Genomic DNA, 23,989 nt, shown 5'->3' with positions numbered 1-23,989 from the left:
TGGGTCAGCCGTTCGACGGGAAGCCGAGATTGATCCCGCCGTGCGAGGGACCACCCCTCTCGGCCGGATCTGCCCAACGGGAGGTGATCGCCTTCTGCCGCGTGAAGAAGCTCACGCCGTCGGCGCCGTACGCCTTGTGGTCGCCGAACAGCGAGTTCTTCCAGCCGCCGAACGAGTAGTACGCGACCGGCACGGGGATCGGGACGTTGATGCCGATCATGCCGACCTGCACGTCGCGCTGGAAGCGCCGGGCGGCGCCGCCGTCGTTCGTGAAGATCGCCGTGCCGTTGCCGTACGCGCCGGAGTTGATGAGCTCGAGGCCCTCCTCGTAGGACTGCACGCGGACGACCGACAGCACCGGGCCGAAGATCTCCTCGGTGTACACGCGGCTGGTCGTCGGCACCCGGTCGATCAGCGTCGGCCCGAGCCAGAAGCCGTTCTCGTCGCCGTCGGGTCGGACGGTGCGGCCGTCCACCACGACCACCGCACCGTCCTGCTCGGCGACCTCGATGTACGAGGCGACCTTGTCGCGGTGCTGCTCGGTGACGAGCGGGCCCATGTCGCAGCCACGGCGCCCGTCCCCGATGCGCAGCGTCGCCGCGCGCTCCGTGATCTTCGCGATGAGCTCGTCGGCGACCGGCTCGACGGCGACGACGACCGAGATCGCCATGCAGCGCTCACCCGCGGAGCCGAAGCCCGCGTTGATCGCGTTGTCCGCGACGAGGTCGAGGTCGGCGTCCGGCAGCACGAGCATGTGGTTCTTCGCGCCGCCGAGGGCCTGCACGCGCTTGCCGTGCTTCGTGCCCGTCTCGTAGACGTACTGCGCGATGGGGGTCGAGCCGACGAACGAGATCGACTCGACGTCGGGGCTCGTGAGCAGGCCATCGACCGACTCCTTGTCGCCGTTCAGCACGGTGAAGACACCGTCGGGCAGCCCGGCCTCCTGGAACTTCCGCGCGAGCCAGATCGCCGCGGACGGGTCCTTCTCGCTCGGCTTCAGCACGACGGTGTTGCCGGCTGCGATCGCGATCGGCAGGAACCAGAGCGGGACCATCGCCGGGAAGTTGAACGGCGAGATGATGCCGACGACGCCGAGCGGCTGCCGGATCGAGTAGACGTCGATCCCGGTCGAGACCTGGTCGGAGAACTCGCCCTTCATGAGCGACGGGATGTTCGTCGCGAGCTCCACGACCTCCTGTCCGCGGGCGATCTCGCCGAGCGCGTCCGAGACGACCTTGCCGTGCTCGCTGGTGATGATCTCGGCCAGCTCGGCCTTGTCGCGGTTCAGGATCTCGCGGAAGGCGAAGAGGACCTGCTGGCGCTTGGTGAGCGACAGGTCGGCCCACGCCGGGAAGGCCGCCTTGGCGCTGGCGATCGCGCGCTGGATCTCGGCCTGGTCCGCGAGGGCGACCTGCTTCGTCACGACGCCGAGCGCCGGGTCGTACACGGGCGCCGTCCGACCGGAGGTCGAGGTGACGTGCTCCCCGTCGATCCAGTGGCCGACGGTCGTGGTGCCGGACCGCTGGTCGGTCGACTCGGTGGTGGTCATGCGTTGCTTCCTTCCGGGACGGACAGGGGCGGGATCTGCTGGGCGGGTGCCGGGGTCGAGGAGTGCGGGACGTGCGCCGGTGCGGCGGACCGGCCCCGGTCCTCCTGGCCGTGGACGAGGGACGCGGCGACGTCGACGGCCGCGGCCACGTCGCCGTCCCGGGGGTAGAGGAGGGTGCGCCCGACGACCAGTCCGCGGACCCCGGGGAGCGCGAGGGCGTCGGCCCACGTCGCGTACGTCTCGTCCGGGCTGCCGGAGGGGTCGCCGCCGAGCAGCAACGTCGGCAGCGTGGTCGCCGCCATCACGCGCGCCATGTCGTCGACGACCGGGATCTTCAGCCAGCTGTAGGCACTCGACTCGCCGAGTCCGGCGGCGATGGCCATCGACGTGATCACCGCGTCGGCCGACAGGTCGTTGACGACCCTGCCGTCGCGCCACGAGGACATGAACGGCTCGAGCATGATCGGCAGCTGCAGCGCGGCGGCCTCGCTGACCGCCTTCGCCGTCGCCTCGAGGGTCGCGACGGTGCCGGCGTCCTCGAGGGCCACGCGGACCAGCAGCTTCGCGAAGTCGAGCCCGGCGTCCTTGATCGCCTGCGCGGAGTACGCGGTGTAGCGGTCGTCGAGCTCGAACGTCGCGCCGCGGAGTCCGCCGCGGTTCATCGACCCGACGACGACCTTGCCGTCGAGTGCGCCGAGGAGCGCGAGGTCCTCGAGGACGTCCGGCGTCCCGAGCACCCCGTCGACGCCCGGCCGGCCGAGGGCGACGACGAGCCGCTCGAGCAGGTCGTAGCGGTCGGCCATGGCCATGGCGTCCGACCCGACCGCCAGGGCGCCGCGCGCCGGATGGTCGGCGGCGACGATGAAGAGCTTGCCGTCGTCGGCGAGCAGCGGGCGACGGGTGCGGGTGCGGAGCACGTCCGCGACCCGCTCCGGTGCACCGGCCCGCAGGTCGCGCAGGCGGGCGAAGTCGGCGGAGCTGATCTCAGGCATCGACGTCCTCCTTGGTGGGCTGCACGGGGTTCTCCTGCAGGAACTGCTCGATCTCGTCGCTCGTCGGCATCGCCGTCGAGCACTCGAAGCGGGTGGCGACGATGGCCCCGGCAGCGTTCGCGAACGCGAGGGTGCGGTCGAGCGACCACCCCTGCAGCAGGCCGTGCACGAGCGCGCCCCCGAACCCGTCGCCCGACCCCAGGCCGTTGACGACGTCGATGGTGTGGGGGCGGAACTCGACCACCTCGTCGCGGGTCTTGGCGAGCACGCCCTTGGGGCCCTGCTTCACGATCGCGACCTCGACGCCCCGTTCGAGCAGGGCGTCGGCCGCGCGGACCGGGTCGGTCTCCCCCACCGCGACCTCGCACTCCTCGCGGTTGCCGACGGCGACGGTCGCGTGCTCCAGGGCGACGGCGACCTCGCGCGTCGCCGCCGCGGGGTTCGACCAGAACATCGCCCGGTAGTCCAGGTCGAGCACGGTGTGCGCCTTCGTGGCGGCCGTCGAGGCGGTCCGCGCCCTCAATGCCGCGTGGTGGGCGCTGCGGCTCGGCTCCTCGCTGAGGCCCGTGACCGTGGTCCAGAAGACCCGCGCGCGCTCGATCTCGTGCAGCGGCAGGGACTTCGTGGTGATCATCAGGTCCGGCGCCTTCGGGGCCCGGTAGAAGTACAGCGGGAAGTCGTCCGGCGGGAACACCTCGCAGAACGCGACGGGGGTGTTGAGCCCCGCGACGGTCTCCACGAACGTGTTCGCGACGCCGAACTCGGGCAGTGTCCGAGCGATGTAGCGACCGAACGGGTCGTCGCCCGTGCGGGTGATCACGGCGGCGTCGGCACCGTGCCGTGCGGCGGCGATGGCGACGTTCGTGGCGCTGCCTCCGACCGACTTCGAGAAGGTCGTGACGTCCTCGAGCGGGCCGGTCTGCTGCGGGTAGATGTCGACGGACACGCGGCCCATGGTGATCACGTCGTGTGCGTGGGGGGCTTCATCGGTCATGCGACGCGGGGACCTTCCGTGCGGCTTCATCGTCGGACGGTCACGACTGTACACCGCGTTTGGCCGAATGTCATTACATGGATCGGCCCAGGTTGGCGACGCCACACCGCCGGCTTGGAGGCACGGTGTCGGTGGGCACTGCCACGGTTGCGTCATGCAGATCCTCGCGCTGGTCATCGGTCTCGTGCTCGGCGCCGCCGTCGGCGCCGTCGTCGCCTGGTCGCTCGCCCGCTCCCGGGCCGGCGTCGACGCGGCCGCCGCACATGCGACGGCCGACGCGCTGCGCGCGCAGCTCGACACGGTCCGCTCCGACGCCGAGGAGCGGCTCGACGCGCAGGACGCCCAGTACCGGCGGCAGGTCGACTCGCTCGAACGCCGGGCCGCCGAGCTCGAGCACCTGCTGCAGCGGATGCACGGGGTGGACGCGGCGCGCCAGCAGGGCGAGTCGAAGGTGCTCTCGGCGCTGAGCCCCGTCGCGCAGACCCTCGACGTCATGCGCGCCAAGATCGCCGAGCTCGAGCAGTCCCGCAGCGAGCAGTACGGCGCGCTCTCCGCACAGCTGCGGTCCGCCGCCGAGTCCGAGGAACGGCTGCGCGCCACCGCCGACACGCTCGCGAGCGCCCTGTCCTCGAACAGCACGCGGGGCGTCTGGGGCGAGACCCAGCTGCGGAACGTGGTCGAGGCGGCCGGGCTGCTCGAGCGCGTGGACTTCGACGTGCAGTCCGCCGTCACCACGTCGGCCGGCGCGGCTCGACCCGACATGGTCGTGCACCTGCCCGGCGGCAAGACGATCGCCGTCGACGCCAAGGTGCCCTTCAGCGCCTACCTGCAGGCGGCGGAGATCCCGGCGGGAGCCACCGGCGCCGAGGGCGCGCGGCGCGACCAGCTCGTCGCGCAGCACGTCAAGGCGCTCCGGGCGCACGTCGACGCCCTCGCTGCGCGCGAGTACTGGTCCGGGTACGACGCCTCCCCCGAGCTCACCATCGCGTTCATCCCGTCCGAGTCGCTCATCTCGAGTGCCCTCGCCGCCGACCCCGGGCTGCTCGACCACGCCTTCCGGAAGCGGATCGCCCTCGCCTCGCCCGTCACGCTCTGGTCGGTCCTGAAGACCGTGGCGTTCTCCTGGCAGCAGGACGTCGTCACCGCCGAGGCGCGCGAGCTCCTCACGGTGTCGCGCGAGCTGTACGGCCGACTCGCGACCCTCGGTGGGCACGTGGACAAGCTCGGACGGGCCATCCGGGGGTCCGTGGTCGACTACAACCGGTTCGTGGGGTCGCTCGAGCGCCAGGTGCTGCCGAGTGCCCGGCGGCTGTCGCTGCTCGACGAGTCGAAGGTCATCGCCGACCCCGTGTCGATCGAGGACGAGCCGCGGTTGCTCACGGCGCCGGAGCTGGTCGGGGCGCTCGACGAGGACTGAGCGGCCGCTGCGGCGCGTTGCACCCGGGAACGAACATCGCACCCCGCCGAGACGGGGTGCGATGTCAGCCTGGGGGTGCGATCCCCGTCACGTGCGGCGGATCAGAACCACTTCTCGGCGCGGTGGTCAGCCTGGATCCGGCGGATCGTGTTCGAGCGGGACCGCAGCACGAGCGAGTCCGTGTGGATGACACCGCGTGAACGGCGGACACCGTCGACGAGGACACCGTCGGTGACACCGGTCGCGACGAAGAACGTGTTGTCGCCCGTGACGAGGTCGTCCTGGTCGAGGACCTTGTCCAGGTCGTGCCCGGCGTCGATCGCCTTCTGGCGCTCCTCGTCGTCCTTGGGCTGGAGCTTGCCGAGGATCACGCCGCCGAGCGCCTTGATCGCGCACGCGGTGATGATGCCCTCCGGGGTCCCGCCGACACCGACGCACATGTCGATCTTCGAGCCGGGCAGCGCCGCCGAGATGCCGCCCGCGACGTCACCGTCGAGCAGCAGGCGCGTGCCGGCACCGGTCGCACGGATCGCGCGGATCAGCTCGTCGTGGCGGGGCCGGTCGAGGACGGCGATCTGCATGTCCTCGATGTCCTTGTGCTTCGCCTTCGCCAGGGCGCGGATGTTCTCGCCGATCGGCTTCTCCAGGTCGAGGACCCCACGACCCTCGGGCCCGGCGGCGATCTTGTCCATGTAGAACACGGCCGACGGGTCGTACATCGAGCCGCGGTCCGAGACGGCCATCACCGAGATCGCGTTCTGTCGACCGGCGGCGGTGAGCGAGGTGCCGTCGATCGGGTCGACCGCGATGTCGCAGGCCGGGCCGTGGCCGTTGCCGACGTGCTCGCCGTTGTAGAGCATCGGGGCGTTGTCCTTCTCGCCCTCACCGATGACGACCACGCCGTCGAAGTTCACGGTGCCGAGGAACTTGCGCATCGCGTCGACGGCGGCACCGTCCGCGAGGTTCTTCTCGCCCCGACCCACCCACGGCTGCGCACGGATCGCGGCGGCCTCCGTCGCACGCACGAGCTCGAGCGCCAGGTTGCGGTCGGGCTGGAGGAACAGGGAACCGGTCTCAGTGCTGGGAGTCACGACCAGAGCCTACCCACCGCCCTCACAGGAGCCGCACCGGGTGCACGGACGTGCACCCGTAACGCCTCCAGTCCGCCTGACTAGGCTCGGCGTGGACACCACCACGTCGAAGGAGATCGCAGTGCCCATCGCAACGCCGGAACAGTACGCCGAGATGCTCGAACGAGCGAAGGCCGGCAAGTTCGCCTACCCCGCGGTGAACGTGTCCTCCTCGCAGACGATCAACGCCGTCCTCCAGGGACTCCAGGAAGCCGGCTCGGACGGCATCCTCCAGGTGACGACGGGCGGCGCCGACTACTTCGCCGGCCACACCGTGAAGAACCGCGCTGCCGGCGCCCTCGCGATGGCGCGCTTCGCCCACGAGGTCGCGAAGAACTACGACATCACGGTCGCGCTGCACACCGACCACTGCCCGAAGGACGCCCTCGACGGCTTCGTCCTGCCGCTCATCGCCGCGAGCGAGGAAGAGGTCCGCCAGGGCCGCAACCCGATCTTCCAGTCGCACATGTGGGACGGCTCCGCGGTGCCGCTCGACGAGAACATCGAGATCGCCAAGACCATGATCGAGAAGACGCGGAACATCAACGCGATCCTCGAGGTCGAGATCGGCGTCGTCGGCGGCGAGGAGGACGGCGTCCAGCACGAGGGCACGAACGACGCGCTCTACACGACCCCGAACGACGTCGAGAAGGTCGTCGACGCGCTCGGCCTGGGCGACCAGGGTCGCTGGATCGCGGCGCTCACCTTCGGCAACGTGCACGGCGTGTACAAGCCGGGGGGCGTCAAGCTGCGTCCGGAGCTCCTCGGCGAGATCCAGCGTTCCGTCGCCGAGAAGCACGGCACCGGCGAGAACCCGCTCGACCTGGTCTTCCACGGCGGCTCCGGCTCGACCGACGACGAGATCCACGAGGCCGTCCGCAACGGCGTCATCAAGATGAACATCGACACGGACACGCAGTACGCGTTCACGCGCTCGATCGCCGACTCGATGTTCCGGAACTACGAGGGCGTGTTGAAGGTCGACGGCGAGGTCGGCAACAAGAAGCAGTACGACCCCCGCGCCTGGGGCAAGGTGGCCGAGACGGCCATGGCGGCCCGCGTCGGCGAGGCGGCGAAGGTCCTCGGCTCGGCCGGGCACACCAAGGGCTAGTCCACACCGGACGGGAGGCACGGGGCGCGTCCGACGGACGCGCCCCGTCCTGCGTCCGGTCACCACTGGGCGTCGTGCACCGCGGGCCGTGCCACGATGGTCGGGTGACCGCCGACGCCATCGCCTCCGAGTTCGCCCAGTACGTCACCGAGTCCCCCACCGCGTTCCACGCGGCAGCGGCGGCCCGCGACCGACTCGTCGCGGCGGGCTTCACCGAGCTGTCCGAGCTCGACGCGTGGCCGACCGAGGCCGGCGCCTACGTCGTCGTCCGTGACGGCGCACTCATCGCCTGGCGACTGCCGGAGGGCGCGACCGCGACGACCCCGTTCCGCATCCTCGGCGCGCACACCGACTCCCCCACGTTCCGCGTCAAGCCGAATCCCGCCGTGCGGACCCTCGGGTGGGAGCAGCTCAACGTCGAGGTCTACGGCGGAGCGCTCCTGTCGACGTGGTTCGACCGCGACCTGCAGATCGCCGGCCGGGTGGTCGACGCCGACGGCAGCGTGCGGCTCGTGTCCACCGGGCCCGTCGCGCGCATCCCGAACCTCGCGATCCACCTCGACCGCGGGGTGAACGACGGCAAGGAGATCGACCGGCAGCGCCACACGATCCCGATCGTCGGCGTGGGCGGCGACGACGGCGGCACGGACGTCACCGCGTGGCTGCGTGCCCGGGTGGGCGACGCCGTGTCGTGGGACCTCTTCCTGGCCGACACGCAGGCCCCGGCGCGGATCGGCATCGAGCGGGAGTTCCTGGCGTCCGGACGGATGGACAACCTGACGAGCGTGCACGCGGGACTCCGCGGGATCGTCGACACCCCCGCGGACGGCGCGCACATCCCCGTGTTCGCCGCGTTCGACCACGAGGAGATCGGCTCCTCGACGCCGTCCGGTGCCGGTGGTCCGTTCCTCGAGGACGTGCTCGGACGCGTGCAGGAGGGCCTCGGCGCCTCGCGGTCCGAGGCCGCCCGGGCGTTCCGTGCCTCGTGGCTGCTGTCGAGCGACGCCGGGCACCTCGTGCACCCGAACCAGCCGGAGAAGCACGACCCGACGAACCGCCCGCGTCCCGGCGGCGGTCCGCTCCTGAAGACCAGCGCGAACCAGCGCTACATGACCGAGGCGAAGGGCGAGGCGGTCTGGGCTGCCGCGTGCGACACCGCCGGCGTGCCGTGGCAGCCGTTCGTCAACGTGAACACGATCCCGGGCGGCTCGACGATCGGCCCGATCGCGGCGACGCGGCTCGGCATCCCGACGATCGACATCGGCGTCGGCCTGCTGTCGATGCACTCGGTCCGTGAGCTCGTGCACGTCGACGACCTCGCGGCACTGCACGGCGCGGTCGCCGCCTTCCTGGCCGGGTAGGGCTCGTCGGGCGCACTCGTCGGGCGGGCTCAGCCGCCGGAGTGCTGCATCACGGCCTGCAGGAACCTGGGGTCCTGCAGCACGACCACGATGAACGCGGTGACGCTGATCGCCGTGGCGACGACCCCGCCGAGGAGCGGCACCCAGAAGGTCCGTCGGCGTGCCCGGAGGCGACGGATCGACCACCACGTCACCAGCGCGAACACGACGACGCTGCCGATCGCACCGACCACGGCCGCGGTGGACAGGGCTGCTGGGTCCGCGAAGGTCGTGTACTGCTGCTCGAAGGTCTCGCGCACCGAGGACGCGACCTGCGACACCGAGAGCGACTGCACGGTCGAGAACAGCCCGGTGACGAGCAGTCCGACCGTCAGCACGAAGTCGAGCGGGGACGCGCCGAACCGGCTGCGCGGTACCTGCTGGGCGGCCGCCGCGGACTTCGCCATCGCGATCGGCTGCTCCTCGCGGCGCTCCTGGGCTCGACGCTCGTCCTCCCGACGCTGGGCCTCGAGGACGGGGTTCACCCACCCCTCCGGGGCGTACTCGCCGTACTCCGGTGCCGGACGGCCGTGGACCCGGCCGACCGCGGGACCGGCAGCCGACACGGCGGAGGCGGGGCGTGCCTCCCGGCCGAGCGCCGTCTCGTCGACGTGACCCGGCTCGCGGGCCGGGGCCGCGGACCAGTCCCCGCCGCTCACCGGCGACGCCCGCCGAGCGCACGCGTCGGGTTGCCCGACGCGTCGGTGCGGAGCTCCTTCGGGAGCGAGAACATGAGGTCCTCGTGCGCGGTGACGATCTCCTCGACGGTGCCGTAGCCGGCGTCCGCGAGCTGCTCGAGCACCTCGGCGACGAGTTCCTCGGGCACCGAGGCGCCGCTCGTCACACCGACCGTGGCGACGCCGTCGAGCCACTCCTGGCGGATCTCCTCGGCGTAGTCGACCCGGTGCGCGGCCTTCGCGCCGTGCTCGAGCGCGACCTCGACCAGTCGGACGCTGTTCGAGGAGTTCGCCGAGCCGACCACGATGACCAGGTCGGCGGCGGGGGCGACCTTCTTCACCGCGACCTGGCGGTTCTGGGTGGCGTAGCAGATGTCGTCCGACGGCGGGTTCTCGATGGACGGGAACTTCTCGCGGAGCCGGCGGACGGTCTCCATGGTCTCGTCGACGCTCAACGTGGTCTGCGACAGCCAGACGAGGTTGTCGGGGTCCGGGACCTCGAGCGCGGCGACGTCCTCGGGGCCGTTCACCAGGATGGTGCGTTCGGGGGCGTGGCCCATCGTGCCCTCGACCTCCTCGTGCCCGGCGTGGCCGATGAGGATGATCGTGCGCTCGGCCTTCGCGAACCGGGTGGCCTCGCGGTGCACCTTCGTGACGAGCGGGCAGGTCGCGTCGATGGCGTGCAGGTCGCGCTCGGCGGCGCCGGCGACGACCGCCGGGGACACCCCGTGGGCGCTGAAGACGACGTGGGCACCGTGCGGGACCTCGGTGACGTCGTCGACGAACACCGCACCGCGCTGCTCGAGCGTCGAGACGACGTGGACGTTGTGGACGATCTGCTTGCGCACGTAGACGGGCTCGCCGTACTGCTCCAGGGCCTTCTCGACCGCGACGACCGCCCGGTCGACCCCGGCGCAGTAGCCGCGCGGGGCGGCGAGCAGGACCTTCTTGTCGCCCGGGACCGGCTCGTCCCGCAGGCGACCCCGCGCTGCGTGCACGCGCGGCGGGGCGAGCGGGACCGTTCGGCCGTTGGTGATCGTCACGCCCCCGATGATAGGTGCGCGGGCGGCACGGGGCCTGGGACGGCGGGGTGCGCGGCCCGGCATCGCCGACGGTCGCGCGGCCACGCGGTGTCGCCGGTCGGCGGTCGCTCGGCCCGGCGGTGTCGCCGGGATGCGGCAGCATGGGGGCATGGCGATCGAGCAGGGCCCACCGACGGCCGACAACCCGTGGCCCGTCGCGTTGCTCGGCGCGAAGATCCGCGACTGGATCGACCGGCTCGGCGTCGCCTGGGTCGAGGGCGAGATCACCCAGTGGAACGTCGCCGGCGGCAACGTCTACGGCAAGCTCAAGGACGTCGAGGTCGACGCGACCGTGTCCTTCTCGATCTGGTCGAGCGTGCGCTCCCGGGTGCCGTCAGACCTGAAGCAGGGCGCCCGCGTCGTCGCGGCCGTCAAGCCGAACTACTGGGTCAAGGGCGGCTCGCTGACGATGCAGGTCGTCGAGATGAAGCACGTCGGGCTCGGTGACCTGCTCGAGCGCCTCGAACGGCTGCGCCGGACCCTGGCGGCCGAGGGGCTGTTCGACCCCGCCCGCAAGAAGCGCCTGCCGTTCCTGCCGCACCGGATCGGCCTGATCACCGGCAAGGACTCCGACGCCGAGAAGGACGTCAAGCGGAACGCGCAGCTGCGGTGGCCGCAGGTGGAGTTCCGCACGGTGCACACCGCTGTGCAGGGCGAACGGGCGGTGGGCGAGGTCACGGCCGCGATCGTCGAGCTCGACGCCGACCCCACCGTCGACGTGATCATCGTGGCCCGCGGCGGCGGCGACTTCCAGAACCTGCTCGGCTTCAGCGACGAGGGGCTGGTCCGCACCGCGGCGGCCGCGTCGACGCCGATCGTCTCGGCGATCGGGCACGAGGCCGACCGACCGATCCTCGACGAGGTCGCGGACCTCCGAGCCTCGACCCCGACGGACGCGGCGAAGCGGGTCGTGCCCGACGTGGCTGAGGAGCTCGCCAACGTCCGGCAGGCCCGGGCACGCCTCGGCCTGCGGCTGTCGCACACCCTGTCCGTCGAGGCGGACCGGATCGCCGCGCTCCGCTCCCGCCCCGCCCTGGCGTCGACCGCGTGGCTCGTGGACACCCGGGCAGAGGAAGTGGCGCGCGACCTCTCCCGCGCCCGCGAGCTGCTCGACCGTCGACTCGAGCGCTCGCACAGCGACGTCGGGCACCTGACCGGCCGGCTCCGCGCCCTCTCCCCCCGGGACACGCTGCGCCGGGGCTACGCCATCGTGCAGACCGCGGACGGCGGGGTCGTCCGCGGCACCGACGACCTGTCCGGACCGACGCCCGTGCACGTCACGCTCGGTGCGGGCACGGCGACCGGCACGCTCGAGCCCGACGGGCCGGGGCCGGACGGGTCCGGGGCCTGACGGGTCCGGGGCCTGACGGGTTCGGGGCCTGTCGCCGAGCCGGACGCGCCCGGCGCCGCGGGCCGCGGGATCCGACGCTGGACGGTTCTCCACCGGTCCGGCCGCCGGTACGCCGCGTCGGAGGGTGCTCGGTAGGATCGAGTGGTGTCGACCCAGCAGGAACCCGTGCCGTCCGACGTGCAGTCGCTGAGCTACGAAGCGGCGCGCGACGAACTCGTGCGCGTCGTCACGGAGCTCGAGCAGGGGTCCGCGACGCTCGAGCGTTCGCTGGCGCTGTGGGAGCGCGGGGAGTCCCTCGCCGCCCGGTGCGAGGAGTGGTTGGTCGGCGCCCGTGCCCGGCTCGACGCCGCCCGTGCGTCCACCGCCGGTCCGAACGCTGACGGTGCGGGCGACCAGGACGGAGCGGACCGGTGACCGACGCCGACGGCCGCCCGATCGTCGCCGAGCTCGGCCGCCCCGAGACGGCTGAGGAGACCTGGGCGCGCAAGGACGCCGCACGCCGCACCCGTCGTGAGCACCAGACGGCGTTCAACCTCGTGCTCGCCCTCATCGCCTCGCTCGGCATCGTGCTGTTCCTGGTGCTCGTCGTGGTCCGCCCCGACCAGACCGTGGACCGGACCGTCGACTACCAGCAGATCGCGTCGCAGGCGAACGTCCCCGGCGTGACCCTCGCCGCCCCGGACCTGCCGAAGGACTACAGCGCCAACCGCGCCGACTTCCAGGACAAGACCTCCGACGGGGTCAAGGTCTGGACGGTCGGCCTGATCACGCCCGACAAGCAGTACATCGGCCTGCAGCAGGGCATCGACGCGAACGCCTCGTGGGTCGCGAACCAGCTCGACCAGAAGCCGTCCACCGGTGACCGCACCATCGCGGGCACGAAGTGGACCGTGTACGACCGGCGAGCCGAGGGCAAGGACGCGGGCAACCACGCGTACTCGCTGGTCGGTACCTTCGACCGGAACACCATCGTCCTGTCCGGCACCGCCGACGACGCGTCCTTCACGACCGTCGCCGCGGCCGTGTCGAAGCAGTTCACGCAGCAGTGACCCACCCGACGCAGCCCGACCCGACCCCGAGGAAGCCCATGCCCGACCGCGCCGCCGCCACCCCGTCCGAGGCCCTCCGCCTGCTCGTGGAGGGCAACGCCCGCTTCGCCGCCGACAAGCGCCGCACCGGCCGGATCGACCCGGACCGCCGCGGCGAGCTCACCGGCTCGCAGGCACCGTTCGCCACCGTCCTCGGGTGCTCCGACTCGCGCGTGCCGTTCGAGCACGTCTTCGACGCCGGCATCGGCGACCTCTTCGCGATCCGCAACGCCGGGCAGATCGTCGACGACGTCGTCCTCGGCTCGATCGAGTTCGCGGTCGTGGCGCTTGGCACGCCGCTCGTCGTCGTCCTCCGCCACACCCGCTGCGGAGCGGTCGCCGCCGCCCGCTCCGGTGAGCCGGTGCCCGCGCCGCACCTGCAGGCCCTCGTCGACGCCATCGCGCCGAGCGTCGAGCAGGTCCGCACCACCGACGCCGACCTGCCGCAGGAAGCCGTCGGCGCCGCCCACCTCGAGGCCACGCTCCGCCAGGTGATCGAGCGCTCCGGCGCCGTCTCGGACGCGATCGCCGAGGGACGGCTCGCGGTCGTCGGCGCGACCTACGACCTGGGGACCGGCGAGGTCTCCATCGACACCGTCGTCGGGCAGGCCTGACCGGCCCCGACGACGCAGGCCCCGACACCGACGGGACCGTACGACCGCGTCGACGCGACCGCGCCGGCGAGCACGACAGGAAGGACCACGACGACGTGACCGACACCACCGCGACCACCGCCCCGGACAGCATCCACGGGGGCGACTACCGCATCGAGCACGACACCATGGGCGAGGTCCGGGTGCCGGCGTCGGCGCTCTACCGCGCCCAGACCCAGCGTGCCGTCGAGAACTTCCCGATCTCCGGTGCCGGCCTCGAGTCGGCGCAGATCGTCGCGCTCGCCCGGATCAAGCGCGCCGCCGCGGTCGTCAACGGCGAGCTCGGCATCGTCGACCCGGCCGTATCGGACGCGATCGCGCAGGCTGCGGACGCGATCATCGGCGGGCAGCACCACGACCAGTTCCCGGTCGACGTCTACCAGACCGGCAGCGGCACCTCGTCGAACATGAACATGAACGAGGTCCTCGCGACGCTCGCCACCCGGATCGCCGGGTCGGACGTGCACCCGAACGACCACGTCAACGCGTCGCAGTCCTCGAACGACGTGTTCCCGACCTCCGTGCACGTCGCCGTGACCGAGGCGCTCATCCGCACCCTCGTCCCGGCGCTCGAGCACCTCGCCGAGTCGTTCGAGGCCAAGGCGACGCTCTGGGCCGACGCGGTGAAGTCCGGCCGCACGCACCTGATGGACGCGACGCCGGTCACCCTCGGCCAGGAGTTCGGCGGGTACGCGCGCCAGGTCCGGCTCGGGGTCGAGCGGGTGCAGGCGACGCTCCCCCGCGTCGCCGAGGTCCCGCTCGGCGGCACCGCGGTCGGCACGGGCATCAACACCCCGAAGGGCTTCCCGCAGCGCGTCATCGCGCAGCTGGCGTCCGACACCGGGCTGCCGATCACCGAGGCGCTCGACCACTTCGAGGCGCAGGGCGCGCGTGACGCCCTGGTCGAGGCGTCCGGCGCGCTCAAGGTCATCGCGGTCAGCCTGACGAAGATCAACAACGACCTGCGCTGGATGGGCTCCGGCCCGAACACCGGCCTGGGCGAGCTGCACATCCCCGACCTGCAGCCGGGGTCGTCGATCATGCCCGGCAAGGTCAACCCGGTCATCCCCGAGGCCACGCTCATGGTCGCCGCGCGCGTGATCGGCAACGACGCCACCATCGCGTGGGCCGGCGCCTCGGGCGCGTTCGAGCTGAACGTCGCGATCCCGGTGATGGGCACCGCGCTGCTCGAGTCGATCCGCCTGCTCGCGAACAGCTCGCGGGTCCTCGCCGACAAGACCATCGACGGGCTCCAGGCGAACCTCGAGCGCGCGCGGGCCTTCGCCGAGTCCTCGCCGTCGATCGTGACGCCGCTCAACCGGGTCATCGGCTACGAGGCCGCCGCGAAGGTCGCGAAGTACGCCGTCGCGCAGGGCATCACCGTGCGCGAGGCCGTCGTGGCCCTCGGCCACGTCGAGCGGGGCGAGGTCACCGAGGAGCAGCTCGGCAGCGCTCTGGACGTGCTGTCGATGACGCACCCGAACTGACGGGCGCACCCACCGACGGACGGGAGGCACGGTGCCGGCTGGCACCGTGCCTCCCGTCCGTCGGTGGGGTCACCGCCCGCACGCCGCGACCGTCCTCACGCGCTGGGCGACAGTTCACGCGCCCGCGAGCGCGTGAACTGTCGCTCCGCGCGAAACCTCGCCGCGCGAGCGAGCGAGCGCGGGCGCAGCGCCCGCGCGCTACACCAGGTCCGGCGAGTCGAGCAGGTCCGTCACGAGCGCCGCGATGGCCGAGCGTTCGGAGCGCGTCAGCGTGACGTGCGCGAACAGCGGATGCCCCTTCAGCCGCTCGATGACCGACGCGACCCCGTCGTGCCGCCCGACCCGCAGGTTGTCCCGCTGCGCCACGTCGTGTGTCAGCACGACCCGCGAGTTCTGCCCGATGCGCGAGAGCATGGTGAGCAGGACGTTGCGCTCGAGGGACTGCGCCTCGTCGACGATCACGAACGCGTCGTGCAGGGAGCGCCCACGGATGTGCGTCAGCGGGAGCACCTCGAGCATGCCGCGCTCGACGACCTCGTCCAGGACGTTGTCGGAGACCAGCGCGCCGAGGGTGTCGAACACCGCCTGCGCCCACGGATTCATCTTCTCGTTGGCGTCGCCCGGCAGGAAGCCGAGCTCCTGGCCACCCACCGCGTAGAGCGGCCGGAACACCATGATCTTCTTGTGCTGCTGCCGTTCGAGGACGGCCTCGAGCCCGGCGCAGAGCGCGAGCGCCGACTTGCCGGTGCCGGCCGACCCGCCGAGCGAGACGATGCCGATCTCCGGGTCGAGCAGGGCGTCGATCGCGAGCCGCTGCTCCGCCGAGCGCCCGCGGAGCCCGAAGACCTCGCGGTCCCCGCGCACCAGGGCGACGGACCCGGCGGAGTGCACCCGGCCGAGGGCGGACCCGCGCTCCGAGTGGATGACCACCCCGGTGTTGACCGGGACGCCGGCGAGCTGCGACGAGGGGATCTCCTCGCGCTCGTACAGGTCGGCCATCTGCTCGCCGGACACCTGCAGGTCGGTGATGCCCGTGTAGCCCGAGTCGACGGCGAGCTCGGCGCGGTACTCCTCGGCCGCCATGCCGATCGACGACGCCTTGACCCGGAGCGGCAGGTCCTTCGACACGACGACGACGTCGAGTCCGTCGTTCGCCAGGTTCATCGCGACCGCGAGGATCCGGGAGTCGTTGTCACCGAGCTGCAGGCCCGAGGGCAGCACCGACTGGTTGGAGTGGTTCAGCTCGACCCGGAACGACCCGCCGTCGGCGAGGGCGATCGGGAAGTCGAGTCGTTCGTGTTCGATGCGCAGCTCGTCGAGGAGCCGGAGGGCCTGCCGCGCGAAGTACCCGATCTCCGGGTCGTTGCGCTTGGCCTCCAGTTCGCTGACGACGACGACGGGCAGGACGACCGCGTGCTCGGCGAAGCGGAACAACGCCCGCGGATCGCTGAGGAGCACCGATGTGTCGAGCACGAACGTGCGCTGGGCGACCGAGGTGGACGAGTCCGCGGTGTGGTGCTGCTGAGTTCCGCGAGAGACGTTCTGAGAGGTCACGACCACTCCATCCCCGGGCCGCGCGCGGCCCGGTCACTGTCCTCGACGCGGCCGTGGAGCGGGTCCCGAAGCACCGACTGTGGCCGCTTCGATCGGGCGCGGTGCCCGATGGGGCCAAGCTACGTCCGCCCTCCGACAGCGGCATCCCGACACGCTGTTCGGCAGGTTACGGTCACGTGAACGGGACAGTTCCGGCCTGGAGGCTCGTGGCGACGCCGCCGCGCGGCTCGCGTCGGTCCGCGCGCACCTGCGCGACCGGCGTCACTGCATGGTCGCGTAGGACAGGCAGGCGTCGCGGAACATGTCGAGCGTCTCGTCCGTCGTGGACGCGAACACCGACACCCGGGCGACCCCGAGCCGCGTCGTGGCGGTGACCCCGTGGTTGTGGAAGGCGGCGGACAGCGCGGTGAGGCGGCCCTGCGGCGGCCGGAGCACGACGATCCCGGCGCGCTCGCGCGGGTCGCGGCTCGACTCGACGGACAGCCCGAACTCGTCGGCGATGTCGAAGACCCGCTCGACCCGCTCGGCGACCCGCTCCTGCACCGCGGCCACGCCGACGGACACGAGCCGTTCGAGCGCGACGGCCGTGCGGGCCTGGGCGACCGGGTCGGTCCTGGTCATCTGGAACCCGGCGGCCCCGGGCTTCACCGAGGGCACCTCGGTCGGCCAGCCGGTGGTGCCCTGCGGGCCGGACAGCGCCGGGCGCAGGCGGTTCAGGGCGCGGTCGCTGAAGGCCGTGAAGCCCGTGCCCCAGCCGGCGTGCAGCCACTTCTGCCCGCCGGTCGCGACGACGTCCGCGAGCTCGTACGGGGCGTCCACGACGCCGAAGCCCTGGATCGCGTCGACGATCAGGAGCCGGTCGCCGATGACCTCGCGGATCGCGGCGAGGTCGGCGAGGTACCCGGTCTGCCAGTCCACGAGGGACACCGCGACCGCGGTGACGTCGTCCGAGAGCCGCGACGCGATGAGCGACGGCGTCATCCACCCGGCGCCGGACTCGACGACGACGGGCTGCACGCGGCCGCCCGTGGCCGAGGCGGCGCTCGCGAGGGCGAGGGGCAGCGACGGGTACTCGTCCGCGGCGACGAGCACGCCACCGGTCAGGCCGAACGCGGTGTGCAGCAGCCCCGGGGTCGTCGCGGTCTGGGAGACGACCTGGTCCTCACGCCGGCCGACCAGCCGCGCGGCGACCGTCCGGACACGGGCGTCCTGCTCGTCGAGCGTCTCCATGGCGCCGAAGCGCATGTGCTCCTGGATCGTCCCGAGCACGCGCTGCTCCTCGAGCACCGCGGTCTGCACGGGACCGAACGCGGCGTGGTCGAGGTAGCCGGGCTCCTCGGCGAAGCCGGCGGCGTACTCGGTGGTGTTCACAGGGGCAACCTTCCGTGGGTGGAGAACCCTGTGAGTGTACTGGGATGCCCGGGCGCGGGCGAACGCAGGCCACCGGACGCACCGGAGGACGCGGCGCGAGCGGCGACCGCAGGACGGCTCCGGCGAGCCCTCAGCCGCCGAAGCGTCGGGACCGCAGGCCGAAGTCGCGGACGGCGCGCAGGAAGTCCACCTCGCGCAGGTCCGGGTAGAAGGCCTCGACGAAGTAGAACTCGCTGTGCGCGCTCTGCCACAGCATGAAGTCGGAGAGCCGCTGCTCGCCCGACGTCCGGATCACGAGGTCCGGGTCCGGCTGCCCCTGCGTGTACAGGTGGTCGCCGATGAGCTCCGGGGTCAGCACCTCGGCCAGGGTGTCGAGCGTGCCGCCGCCCTCGCCGTGCGCCCGCACGATGCTCCGCATGGCGTCCGCGATCTCGCGGCGGCCGCCGTAGCCGACCGCCAGGTTGACGTGCAGGCCGGTGTGCTCCGCGGTCTTCGCCTCGGCGGTCTCGAGCGCGTCGACGAGCGCCGTGGGCAGCCCCTCGTTCGCCCCGACGTGCTGGACGCGCCAGTCGCGGTGGTCGGCGAGCGTGCCGGCCAGGTCGGCGATGATGCCGATGAGCTGCTCGAGTTCCTCGCCGCCACGGCCGGTCAGGTTGTCCGACGACAGCAGGTACAGCGTCACGACCTCGATGCCGAGGTCGTCGCACCAGTCCAGGAACTCGGGGATCTTCGCCGCGCCGGCCCGGTGTCCGTGCGCCGCGGACTCGAGCCCGAGCTGCTTCGCCCAGCGGCGGTTCCCGTCGACGATCATGGCGACGTGCTTCGGCATCGCCTGTCCGTCGATCTGGCGACGGATACGACGCTGGTAGGCGCGGTAGAGGATCCCGCGCCCGGCCCACTGCACCCTGCCGCTCACGGCACGACTGTAGTGCACCGATCCTCGGATGTTCGGCTCCCGTTCGGGCAGGCCTCCTACTGTCGTCCCATGCAGGACGAGACCGCGACCCTCCCCCACGTCCCGTTCACCGAGGAAGCCGCCACCGAGCCGCCCCGCCCGGCCTGGCGCGGGTGGATCCACCTCGGCACGTTCCCGTTCGCCGTCGCGATGGGCGTCGTGCTCATCACCCTCGCCGACAGTGCGGCCGCCAAGGCCGGCAGCGCCGTCTTCATGGCGTCGTCCCTGCTGATGTTCGGCGTCTCCGCGACGTACCACCGGTTCCCGTGGGGACCGACGGTCAAGAAGGTCCTCAAGCGGATCGACCACACGAACATCCTGCTGCTCATCGCCGGCACGTACACGCCGATCGCGATCTGCGCCCTGCCGCACACGCTGATGGTCGTCGTGCTCTGGGTGATGTGGTCCGGCGCCGCGCTGGGCATCGCGTTCCGCGTCCTGTGGATCGGTGCGCCGCGCTGGCTGTACGTCCCGATCTACCTCGTGCTCGGGTGCGCCGCGCTCGGGCTGCTGCCGCAGTTCTTCGCCGCGAGCGTCCCGATGACGGTCCTGGTGCTCTCCGGCGGGCTCGCCTACATCCTCGGGGCGCTCGTGTACGGCTTCAAGCGTCCCGACCCCGCCCCGACGGTGTTCGGGTTCCACGAGGTCTTCCACGCCCTGACGGTCGTGGCGTTCGCCGCACAGTGGGTGGGTGTGCTCATCGTGGCGCTGCACCCGGTGCGCTGACCGTTCCGGGGCGCGTCACGGACGGGAGGCGCGTGGCGGTCCCGTCACGCCTCCCTCGCAAGCTCGGTCGGCGCGGCCCGCGTGCCGCTGGCGCGTCACCGCTGAGCGGGCCGCGCCAGTCCGTCGGTGGTGCCTTCTACCCGCGTTCGGTGTCGTCGCCCACGTCGGTGCGGCCGTCCTCGGCCGCCCGCCGCTCCGGCTCGTCCGTCGCGGTCCCGGCGTCGCCCTGCTCCAGGCGCTCCCGGATCTCGGCGCGGTAGCGCGTCCGCCGGATGCGACGCGTCATGTCGACCACGAGCAGGATCGTCCCCACGGCGACGACCGCGATGGCGATGAAGCCCGCGACGCCGGGGGTGACGTCGACGTCCGGGACGGTCGACGGGCTCGGGCTGGGGTTCGTGGCGGCGATGATCGTCGCCGTGATGGTGCTCACGCGGTGGTGTCCTCGTCCTCGGGGATCCCCGCGAACAGGTCGGACTCCGGCAGGTCGGTGGGCACGCGTGCCTCGACGAGCTGGTAGTCCTCGGTGGGCCACACCGTCGCGAGGAGGTCGTTCGGCCAGGAGAAGAAGGCGCTGTCCGGCGGCACCTGGCTCGCGTGCGCACGGAGCGCGGCGTCACGGGCGTCGAAGTGGTCGCGGACGTCGACGTGCGACGTGGACAGGTCCGGTCGGTCCGCGAAGCGCTCGACCCACTCGCCGAGCTGCACGAGCGCCGTGTCCTCCGGGTTCCGCTCCCGCATGGCGTCGTAGATCGTCCGGAAGCGCCGTGGGTTCATCGTCCGCTCGTAGTAGAGCTTCGACACCGCCCACGCCGGGCCGGCCGCCGGGTACTTCGTCGGGTCCGCGGCGTCGCGCCAGGCGGCGACCGAGACCTCGTGCGTGCGGATGTGGTCCGGGTGCGGGTAGCCGCCGTTCTCGTCGTAGGTGACGAGCACGTGCGGACGGAACCGACGGACCACGCGGACGAGCGTCTCGGTCGAGTACTCGAGCGGGACGGTGGAGAACGTGCCCGGACGGACCGTCTCGCCCTGCTCGGCGTCGGGCAACCCGGAGTCGTGGTACCCGAGCCAGACGTGCTCGATCCCGAGCGCGGCCTGCGCGGCGGCCATCTCGGTGCGGCGGTACCCGGCCATGTCGCGGTGCGCGCGGCTCGTCGCCGGCTCGCCGAGGTGGTCGTTGAGGATGTCCCCGGCCTCGCCGCCCGTGCACGAGACGACCATGACCTGGTGGCCCTCGGCGACGTACTTCGCCGCGGTGGCCGCTCCCTTGCTCGACTCGTCGTCGGGGTGGGCGTGGACGGCCAGCAGGCGGAACGGCACGGGGGTCCCTTCGGAGACGAGTGGGATTCGGGCGGTGCACAGCGGGGCGTGGCCTACCCTGGGACCAGGATAATCACCCCAGGAGCCCCGAACTGTCCGAACCGCTTCCCCCCGTCGCCCCCGACGCCACCCGCACCGCTCCGGCCGGCGCCACCGCGGCGACCCTGGACGACCGCTACGGTCGCACCGCGGGCAACCGGAAGCGCTCCCGACTGCTCGCGATCGTGGCCGCCGCCGCCGTGGTCGTGGTGTTCGCCGCCTGGGTGGTCTGGGCCGGGCTCGACCAGAGCTCGCACGGGCTCGACAGCACGGACGTCGGTTACCAGGTCGTCTCCGACCACGAGACCGTCGTGCACTCCCAGGTGTCCGTCGACCCCGGGACCGAGGCGAAGTGCGCCGTGCAGGCCCTCGACAAGTCGTACTCGATCGTCGGGTGGAAGGTCGTCACGCTGCCGCCGTCGAACGAACGCACCCGCAGCATCACGACGCCTGTGAACACCACGACGCGCGGCGTGACCGGCTTGATCCACGACTGCTGGGTTCCCTAGACTCGTCTGATTCGCGAGCGAGACCGGCCACACCGGCCGGTCTCGTTCTCTGTCGAAGGGAACCCACATGAGCAACGACCCCCAGGTCACCTGGCTGACCCAGGAGGCGCACGACCGCTTGACGGCCGAGCTCGAGCAGCTCTCCGGCCCCGCCCGCAAGGAGATCGCGGACCGCATCGAGGCGGCACGTGAAGAGGGCGACCTGAAGGAGAACGGCGGCTACCACGCCGCGAAGGACGAGCAGGGCAAGATCGAGGCGCGCATCCGCCAGCTCACCGAGCTCCTCAAGCACGCCACGGTCGGCGAAGCGGACTTCGACGGCACCGTCGAACCCGGCACGGTCGTCACCGCCGTGATCGCCGGCGACGAGTCGACGTTCCTCGTCGGCAACCGCGAGATCGTCGCGGACGGCTCGGACCTCACCGTCTACAGCCCGGTCAGCCCGGTCGGCGCGGCCATCGTGGGCATGCGTGCCGGCGACGAGACCACGTACACGGCGCCCAACGGCAAGGAGATCGCCGTCACGGTCACGAAGGTCGAGCGCTACGAGCCGTAGCCCGATCGGCCCCGCACCGTGCGGGACGTGACGAACCACAGAACCGACGTCGAACCGGGCACCCGCCCTGGTTCCACGTCGGTTCTCTGGTTCGACGGGCATCTCCGGTTCGACGGGCATCGACGCGGGAGCGTCGGCGCCCGGCGCGCGCGTCAGAGCGTCGCGACCTCGCGGTGCGTCAGCGCTCGGGCGCACGGGAAGCACACCAGGTCCCCCAACGCGACGTCCCCGGGCAGCACCGCGTCCCGGCCGGCGGTCCCCGTCGGGTTCGTCGTCACGGTGACCGCCGCGGCCGGGGCCACCGACCGGCGGCCGATCAGCCGGGCCTCGGTGAGCACGGCGCAGTCGGGCAGCACCGCGTCGAGCTCGACGAGCAGCACGCCCCAGGGCCGCCGGACCCGGGTGACGGCGGCCACGGCGACACAGACGTCGCGCGGCACCCAGTCGCGCGGGCGGTACCGCGGCGGTGCCTGCTCCGCGGTGTGCACGCAGGGTGTCCCCGCGACCGCCGCGAGTCGCTGCATGGACACCGCACGCACCCGGACGTCGTCGGTCGTCGCCTCGGTGCTCGCCGGCCAGAGCACCGGGTCGAGGGGATCGGGGAGCGAAGCGCGGAGCGAGGGGAGGATCGACGTGAGGGTCATGACGGCAGCATCACGCGCCTCCCGGCCGTCCGCCCCGTCGCAGACGGAACCCTGACGGCCACGCGCGCGGTCCGTGCGGACCGCTGACGGGTTCTCTAGTGCTCGAGGAGCTCGGGGCGGAACCCGACCTCGTGCAGGCGCTTGATGACCTCTTGCGCGTGCTCGGGGCCGCGGGCCTCGATCGACAGGTCGAGCGCGACCTCGTTGATGACGAGGCCCTGGCCGTGCCGGGTGTGCAGCACCTCGACGACGTTCGCGCCGGCCTCGGAGATGACCTGCGCGACACGGGCGAGCTGTCCCGGACGGTCCGGCAGCATGATCCGGATGCCGATGTACCGCGACGCCGCGACGAGCCCGCGGGTGATCACGCGCTCCATCATGAGCGGGTCGATGTTGCCGCCGCTCAGCAGCACGACCGTGCGGCCGGTGTCCTTGACCGCGCCGGACATGATCGCCGCGACGCCGACCGCGCCCGCTGCCTCGACGACGAGCTTCGCCCGCTCGAGCAGCACGAGCAGCGCGCGGGCGGTGTCGTCATCGGAGACCGTGACGATCTCGTCGACGTGGTCGCGGATGATCGGGAAGTTGAGGTCGCCCGGGCGGGCCACGGCGATGCCGTCGGCGATCGTCGGCGTGGTCGCGACCGTGACCGGCTCCCCCGCTCGGATCGACGACGGGTAGGCGGCGGCGTTCTCGGCCTGCACGCCGATGACCTTGATCTCGCGGCCGAGCCGCTCCGCCGTGCCCTTCACGGCCAGGGCGATGCCGGCGATCACGCCGCCGCCGCCGATCGGCACGACCACGGTGTCGACGTCCGGCACCTGGTCGATGATCTCGAGGCCGAGCGTGCCCTGGCCCGCGATCACGGCGGGGTGGTCGAACGGCGGGATGAACACGGCGCCGGTCCGGGCGGCGAAGTCCTTCGCGGCCGAGAGCGCCTCCTCGACGGAGTGCCCGCGCAGGACGACCTCGGCGCCGTAGTGTCTGGTCGCCTGCAGCTTCGGCAGGGCGACGCCGACCGGGGTGAAGATGGTGGCGGGGATGCCGAGCTCCCGGGCAGCGAGCGCGACCCCCTGCGCGTGGTTGCCGGCGCTGGCGGCGACGACTCCCGCTGCACGCTGCTCGGGGCTGAGCGTGGAGAGACGGTTGTACGCGCCGCGGACCTTGTACGCGCCGGTGCGCTGCAGGTTCTCGCACTTCAGGTGCACCGGTGAGCCGAGCAGCTCGGCGAGGAACTGCGACGTCTCCATCGGCGTGACGCGTGCGACCCCGGCGATGGTCTCCCGCGCTGCCTCGATGTCCGCGAGCGTCGGGTACGCGGCGGTCTGCGGTCGGGGCGTGGTGGTGTCGGTCACGGGACCATCATCGTCGCTCCCGGGCCGCA

At 72.2% G+C, this 23,989-nt stretch carries 24 protein-coding genes; 11 read left to right on the top strand and 13 right to left on the bottom strand.

The window, feature by feature from the left end; genetic code table 11:
• Window positions 1-4: 4 nt before the first annotated feature.
• Genes DEU32_RS00705 through iolC form a run of 3 tightly spaced genes read right to left on the bottom strand, consistent with a single transcriptional unit; the run spans window position 5 to window position 3,535 of the window.
• Window positions 5-1,549 carry a CoA-acylating methylmalonate-semialdehyde dehydrogenase gene (locus tag DEU32_RS00705; protein ID WP_114848924.1) on the bottom strand — a complete coding sequence of 515 codons (1,545 nt, stop codon included), beginning with the start codon at window positions 1,547-1,549 and terminating at the stop codon, window positions 5-7.
• Complete coding sequence (locus tag DEU32_RS00700) at window positions 1,546-2,541, bottom strand: class I fructose-bisphosphate aldolase (protein WP_258554736.1); 996 nt, start codon at window positions 2,539-2,541, stop codon at window positions 1,546-1,548. Before DEU32_RS00700 ends, DEU32_RS00705 begins: the two co-directional genes overlap by 4 nt.
• Window positions 2,534-3,535 carry a 5-dehydro-2-deoxygluconokinase gene (gene iolC / locus DEU32_RS00695; protein WP_114848923.1) on the bottom strand — a complete coding sequence of 334 codons (1,002 nt, stop codon included), beginning with the start codon at window positions 3,533-3,535 and terminating at the stop codon, window positions 2,534-2,536. Before iolC ends, DEU32_RS00700 begins: the two co-directional genes overlap by 8 nt.
• Before the next feature lie 154 nt (window positions 3,536-3,689).
• On the opposite strand from iolC, the gene DEU32_RS00690 reads away from it, so the two are divergent.
• Window positions 3,690-4,952 (top strand): DNA recombination protein RmuC, encoded by a 1,263-nt coding sequence (locus DEU32_RS00690; protein WP_114848922.1) that lies wholly within the window; start codon window positions 3,690-3,692, stop codon window positions 4,950-4,952.
• 101 nt (window positions 4,953-5,053) lie between these two features.
• Here DEU32_RS00690 and glpX read toward each other — a convergent pair whose 3' ends face one another.
• Window positions 5,054-6,043 (bottom strand): class II fructose-bisphosphatase, encoded by a 990-nt coding sequence (gene glpX, locus DEU32_RS00685; protein WP_114848921.1) that lies wholly within the window; start codon window positions 6,041-6,043, stop codon window positions 5,054-5,056.
• A gap of 121 nt (window positions 6,044-6,164) precedes the next feature.
• On the opposite strand from glpX, the gene fbaA reads away from it, so the two are divergent.
• The gene (fbaA, locus tag DEU32_RS00680) at window positions 6,165-7,193 is read left to right on the top strand and encodes a class II fructose-bisphosphate aldolase (protein ID WP_114849170.1); all 1,029 of its coding nucleotides are present in this window, start codon (window positions 6,165-6,167) and stop codon (window positions 7,191-7,193) included.
• Window positions 7,194-7,297: 104 nt separating this feature from the next.
• Window positions 7,298-8,554, top strand: a complete 1,257-nt coding sequence (locus tag DEU32_RS00675) for a M18 family aminopeptidase (protein ID WP_114848920.1) — start codon at window positions 7,298-7,300, stop codon at window positions 8,552-8,554.
• A gap of 29 nt (window positions 8,555-8,583) precedes the next feature.
• Here DEU32_RS00675 and DEU32_RS00670 read toward each other — a convergent pair whose 3' ends face one another.
• Window positions 8,584-9,252 (bottom strand): DUF6264 family protein, encoded by a 669-nt coding sequence (locus DEU32_RS00670; protein ID WP_114848919.1) that lies wholly within the window; start codon window positions 9,250-9,252, stop codon window positions 8,584-8,586.
• The gene (locus DEU32_RS00665; protein WP_058741756.1) at window positions 9,249-10,313 is read right to left on the bottom strand and encodes a 4-hydroxy-3-methylbut-2-enyl diphosphate reductase; all 1,065 of its coding nucleotides are present in this window, start codon (window positions 10,311-10,313) and stop codon (window positions 9,249-9,251) included. Before DEU32_RS00665 ends, DEU32_RS00670 begins: the two co-directional genes overlap by 4 nt.
• 148 nt (window positions 10,314-10,461) lie before the next feature.
• Here DEU32_RS00665 and xseA point away from each other — a divergent pair, with 148 nt between their 5' ends.
• The 5 genes from xseA to DEU32_RS00640 all read left to right on the top strand — a co-directional run bounded on the left by xseA (window position 10,462) and on the right by DEU32_RS00640 (window position 14,931).
• Window positions 10,462-11,703 (top strand): exodeoxyribonuclease VII large subunit, encoded by a 1,242-nt coding sequence (gene xseA / locus DEU32_RS00660; RefSeq protein ID WP_114848918.1) that lies wholly within the window; start codon window positions 10,462-10,464, stop codon window positions 11,701-11,703.
• A gap of 144 nt (window positions 11,704-11,847) precedes the next feature.
• Entirely contained in the window at window positions 11,848-12,117 is a 270-nt protein-coding gene (locus DEU32_RS00655) for an exodeoxyribonuclease VII small subunit (RefSeq protein ID WP_114849169.1), read from the top strand.
• Window positions 12,114-12,752, top strand: a complete 639-nt coding sequence (locus tag DEU32_RS00650) for a DUF4245 domain-containing protein (protein WP_114848917.1) — start codon at window positions 12,114-12,116, stop codon at window positions 12,750-12,752. Before DEU32_RS00655 ends, DEU32_RS00650 begins: the two co-directional genes overlap by 4 nt.
• 38 nt (window positions 12,753-12,790) lie before the next feature.
• Window positions 12,791-13,405, top strand: a complete 615-nt coding sequence (locus DEU32_RS00645; protein WP_141860512.1) for a carbonic anhydrase — start codon at window positions 12,791-12,793, stop codon at window positions 13,403-13,405.
• Window positions 13,406-13,500: 95 nt separating this feature from the next.
• Window positions 13,501-14,931, top strand: a complete 1,431-nt coding sequence (locus DEU32_RS00640; RefSeq protein ID WP_395858318.1) for a class II fumarate hydratase — start codon at window positions 13,501-13,503, stop codon at window positions 14,929-14,931.
• A gap of 198 nt (window positions 14,932-15,129) precedes the next feature.
• On the opposite strand, the gene DEU32_RS00635 is transcribed toward DEU32_RS00640, so the two are convergent.
• From DEU32_RS00635 to DEU32_RS00625, 3 genes are all read right to left on the bottom strand, one after another.
• Entirely contained in the window at window positions 15,130-16,491 is a 1,362-nt protein-coding gene (locus DEU32_RS00635; RefSeq protein ID WP_181819152.1) for a PhoH family protein, read from the bottom strand.
• 255 nt (window positions 16,492-16,746) lie between these two features.
• Window positions 16,747-17,856: an aminotransferase class V-fold PLP-dependent enzyme gene (locus DEU32_RS00630; protein WP_114848915.1), complete on the bottom strand. Its 1,110-nt coding sequence runs from the start codon at window positions 17,854-17,856 to the stop codon at window positions 16,747-16,749.
• 130 nt (window positions 17,857-17,986) lie between these two features.
• Window positions 17,987-18,772, bottom strand: a complete 786-nt coding sequence (locus tag DEU32_RS00625; RefSeq protein WP_114848914.1) for an isoprenyl transferase — start codon at window positions 18,770-18,772, stop codon at window positions 17,987-17,989.
• A 69-nt stretch (window positions 18,773-18,841) separates the two neighbouring features.
• Here DEU32_RS00625 and DEU32_RS00620 point away from each other — a divergent pair, with 69 nt between their 5' ends.
• Entirely contained in the window at window positions 18,842-19,537 is a 696-nt protein-coding gene (locus DEU32_RS00620; RefSeq protein WP_114848913.1) for a hemolysin III family protein, read from the top strand.
• A gap of 136 nt (window positions 19,538-19,673) precedes the next feature.
• Here DEU32_RS00620 and DEU32_RS00615 read toward each other — a convergent pair whose 3' ends face one another.
• Both DEU32_RS00615 and mca read right to left on the bottom strand, forming a co-directional pair.
• Complete coding sequence (locus DEU32_RS00615) at window positions 19,674-19,970, bottom strand: hypothetical protein (RefSeq protein ID WP_114848912.1); 297 nt, start codon at window positions 19,968-19,970, stop codon at window positions 19,674-19,676.
• Window positions 19,967-20,857: a mycothiol conjugate amidase Mca gene (gene mca, locus DEU32_RS00610; protein WP_181819151.1), complete on the bottom strand. Its 891-nt coding sequence runs from the start codon at window positions 20,855-20,857 to the stop codon at window positions 19,967-19,969. The genes DEU32_RS00615 and mca overlap by 4 nt, the downstream gene beginning before the upstream one ends.
• A gap of 224 nt (window positions 20,858-21,081) precedes the next feature.
• On the opposite strand from mca, the gene DEU32_RS17005 reads away from it, so the two are divergent.
• The gene (locus DEU32_RS17005; RefSeq protein ID WP_167510018.1) at window positions 21,082-21,405 is read left to right on the top strand and encodes a DUF4307 domain-containing protein; all 324 of its coding nucleotides are present in this window, start codon (window positions 21,082-21,084) and stop codon (window positions 21,403-21,405) included.
• A 67-nt stretch (window positions 21,406-21,472) separates the two neighbouring features.
• Complete coding sequence (greA, locus tag DEU32_RS00600) at window positions 21,473-21,961, top strand: transcription elongation factor GreA (protein WP_058742779.1); 489 nt, start codon at window positions 21,473-21,475, stop codon at window positions 21,959-21,961.
• Window positions 21,962-22,113: 152 nt separating this feature from the next.
• Here greA and DEU32_RS00595 read toward each other — a convergent pair whose 3' ends face one another.
• Both DEU32_RS00595 and ilvA read right to left on the bottom strand, forming a co-directional pair.
• Complete coding sequence (locus DEU32_RS00595; RefSeq protein WP_114848910.1) at window positions 22,114-22,605, bottom strand: hypothetical protein; 492 nt, start codon at window positions 22,603-22,605, stop codon at window positions 22,114-22,116.
• 95 nt (window positions 22,606-22,700) lie between these two features.
• Window positions 22,701-23,960 carry a threonine ammonia-lyase gene (gene ilvA, locus DEU32_RS00590; protein WP_114848909.1) on the bottom strand — a complete coding sequence of 420 codons (1,260 nt, stop codon included), beginning with the start codon at window positions 23,958-23,960 and terminating at the stop codon, window positions 22,701-22,703.
• Between the last annotated feature and the right edge of the window lie 29 nt (window positions 23,961-23,989).

Origin of the sequence: Curtobacterium sp. AG1037 (genome assembly GCF_003349855.1) — a bacterium.
Classification (GTDB): domain Bacteria; phylum Actinomycetota; class Actinomycetes; order Actinomycetales; family Microbacteriaceae; genus Curtobacterium; species Curtobacterium citreum.
Note: the sequence above shows the minus strand (reverse complement) of the source record. Positions and strands in the feature narration are given on the sequence as shown.

Coding starts and splice junctions, on each gene's coding strand:
- greA (WP_058742779.1), top strand. CDS start 21,473: ATGAGCAACGACCCCCAGGTCACCTGGCTGACCCAGGAGGCGCACGAC.
- DEU32_RS00595 (WP_114848910.1), bottom strand. CDS start 22,605: ATGACCCTCACGTCGATCCTCCCCTCGCTCCGCGCTTCGCTCCCCGAT.
- DEU32_RS00700 (WP_258554736.1), bottom strand. CDS start 2,541: ATGCCTGAGATCAGCTCCGCCGACTTCGCCCGCCTGCGCGACCTGCGG.
- iolC (WP_114848923.1), bottom strand. CDS start 3,535: ATGACCGATGAAGCCCCCCACGCACACGACGTGATCACCATGGGCCGC.
- DEU32_RS00705 (WP_114848924.1), bottom strand. CDS start 1,549: ATGACCACCACCGAGTCGACCGACCAGCGGTCCGGCACCACGACCGTC.
- DEU32_RS00690 (WP_114848922.1), top strand. CDS start 3,690: ATGCAGATCCTCGCGCTGGTCATCGGTCTCGTGCTCGGCGCCGCCGTC.
- xseA (WP_114848918.1), top strand. CDS start 10,462: ATGGCGATCGAGCAGGGCCCACCGACGGCCGACAACCCGTGGCCCGTC.
- DEU32_RS00645 (WP_141860512.1), top strand. CDS start 12,791: ATGCCCGACCGCGCCGCCGCCACCCCGTCCGAGGCCCTCCGCCTGCTC.
- DEU32_RS00620 (WP_114848913.1), top strand. CDS start 18,842: ATGCAGGACGAGACCGCGACCCTCCCCCACGTCCCGTTCACCGAGGAA.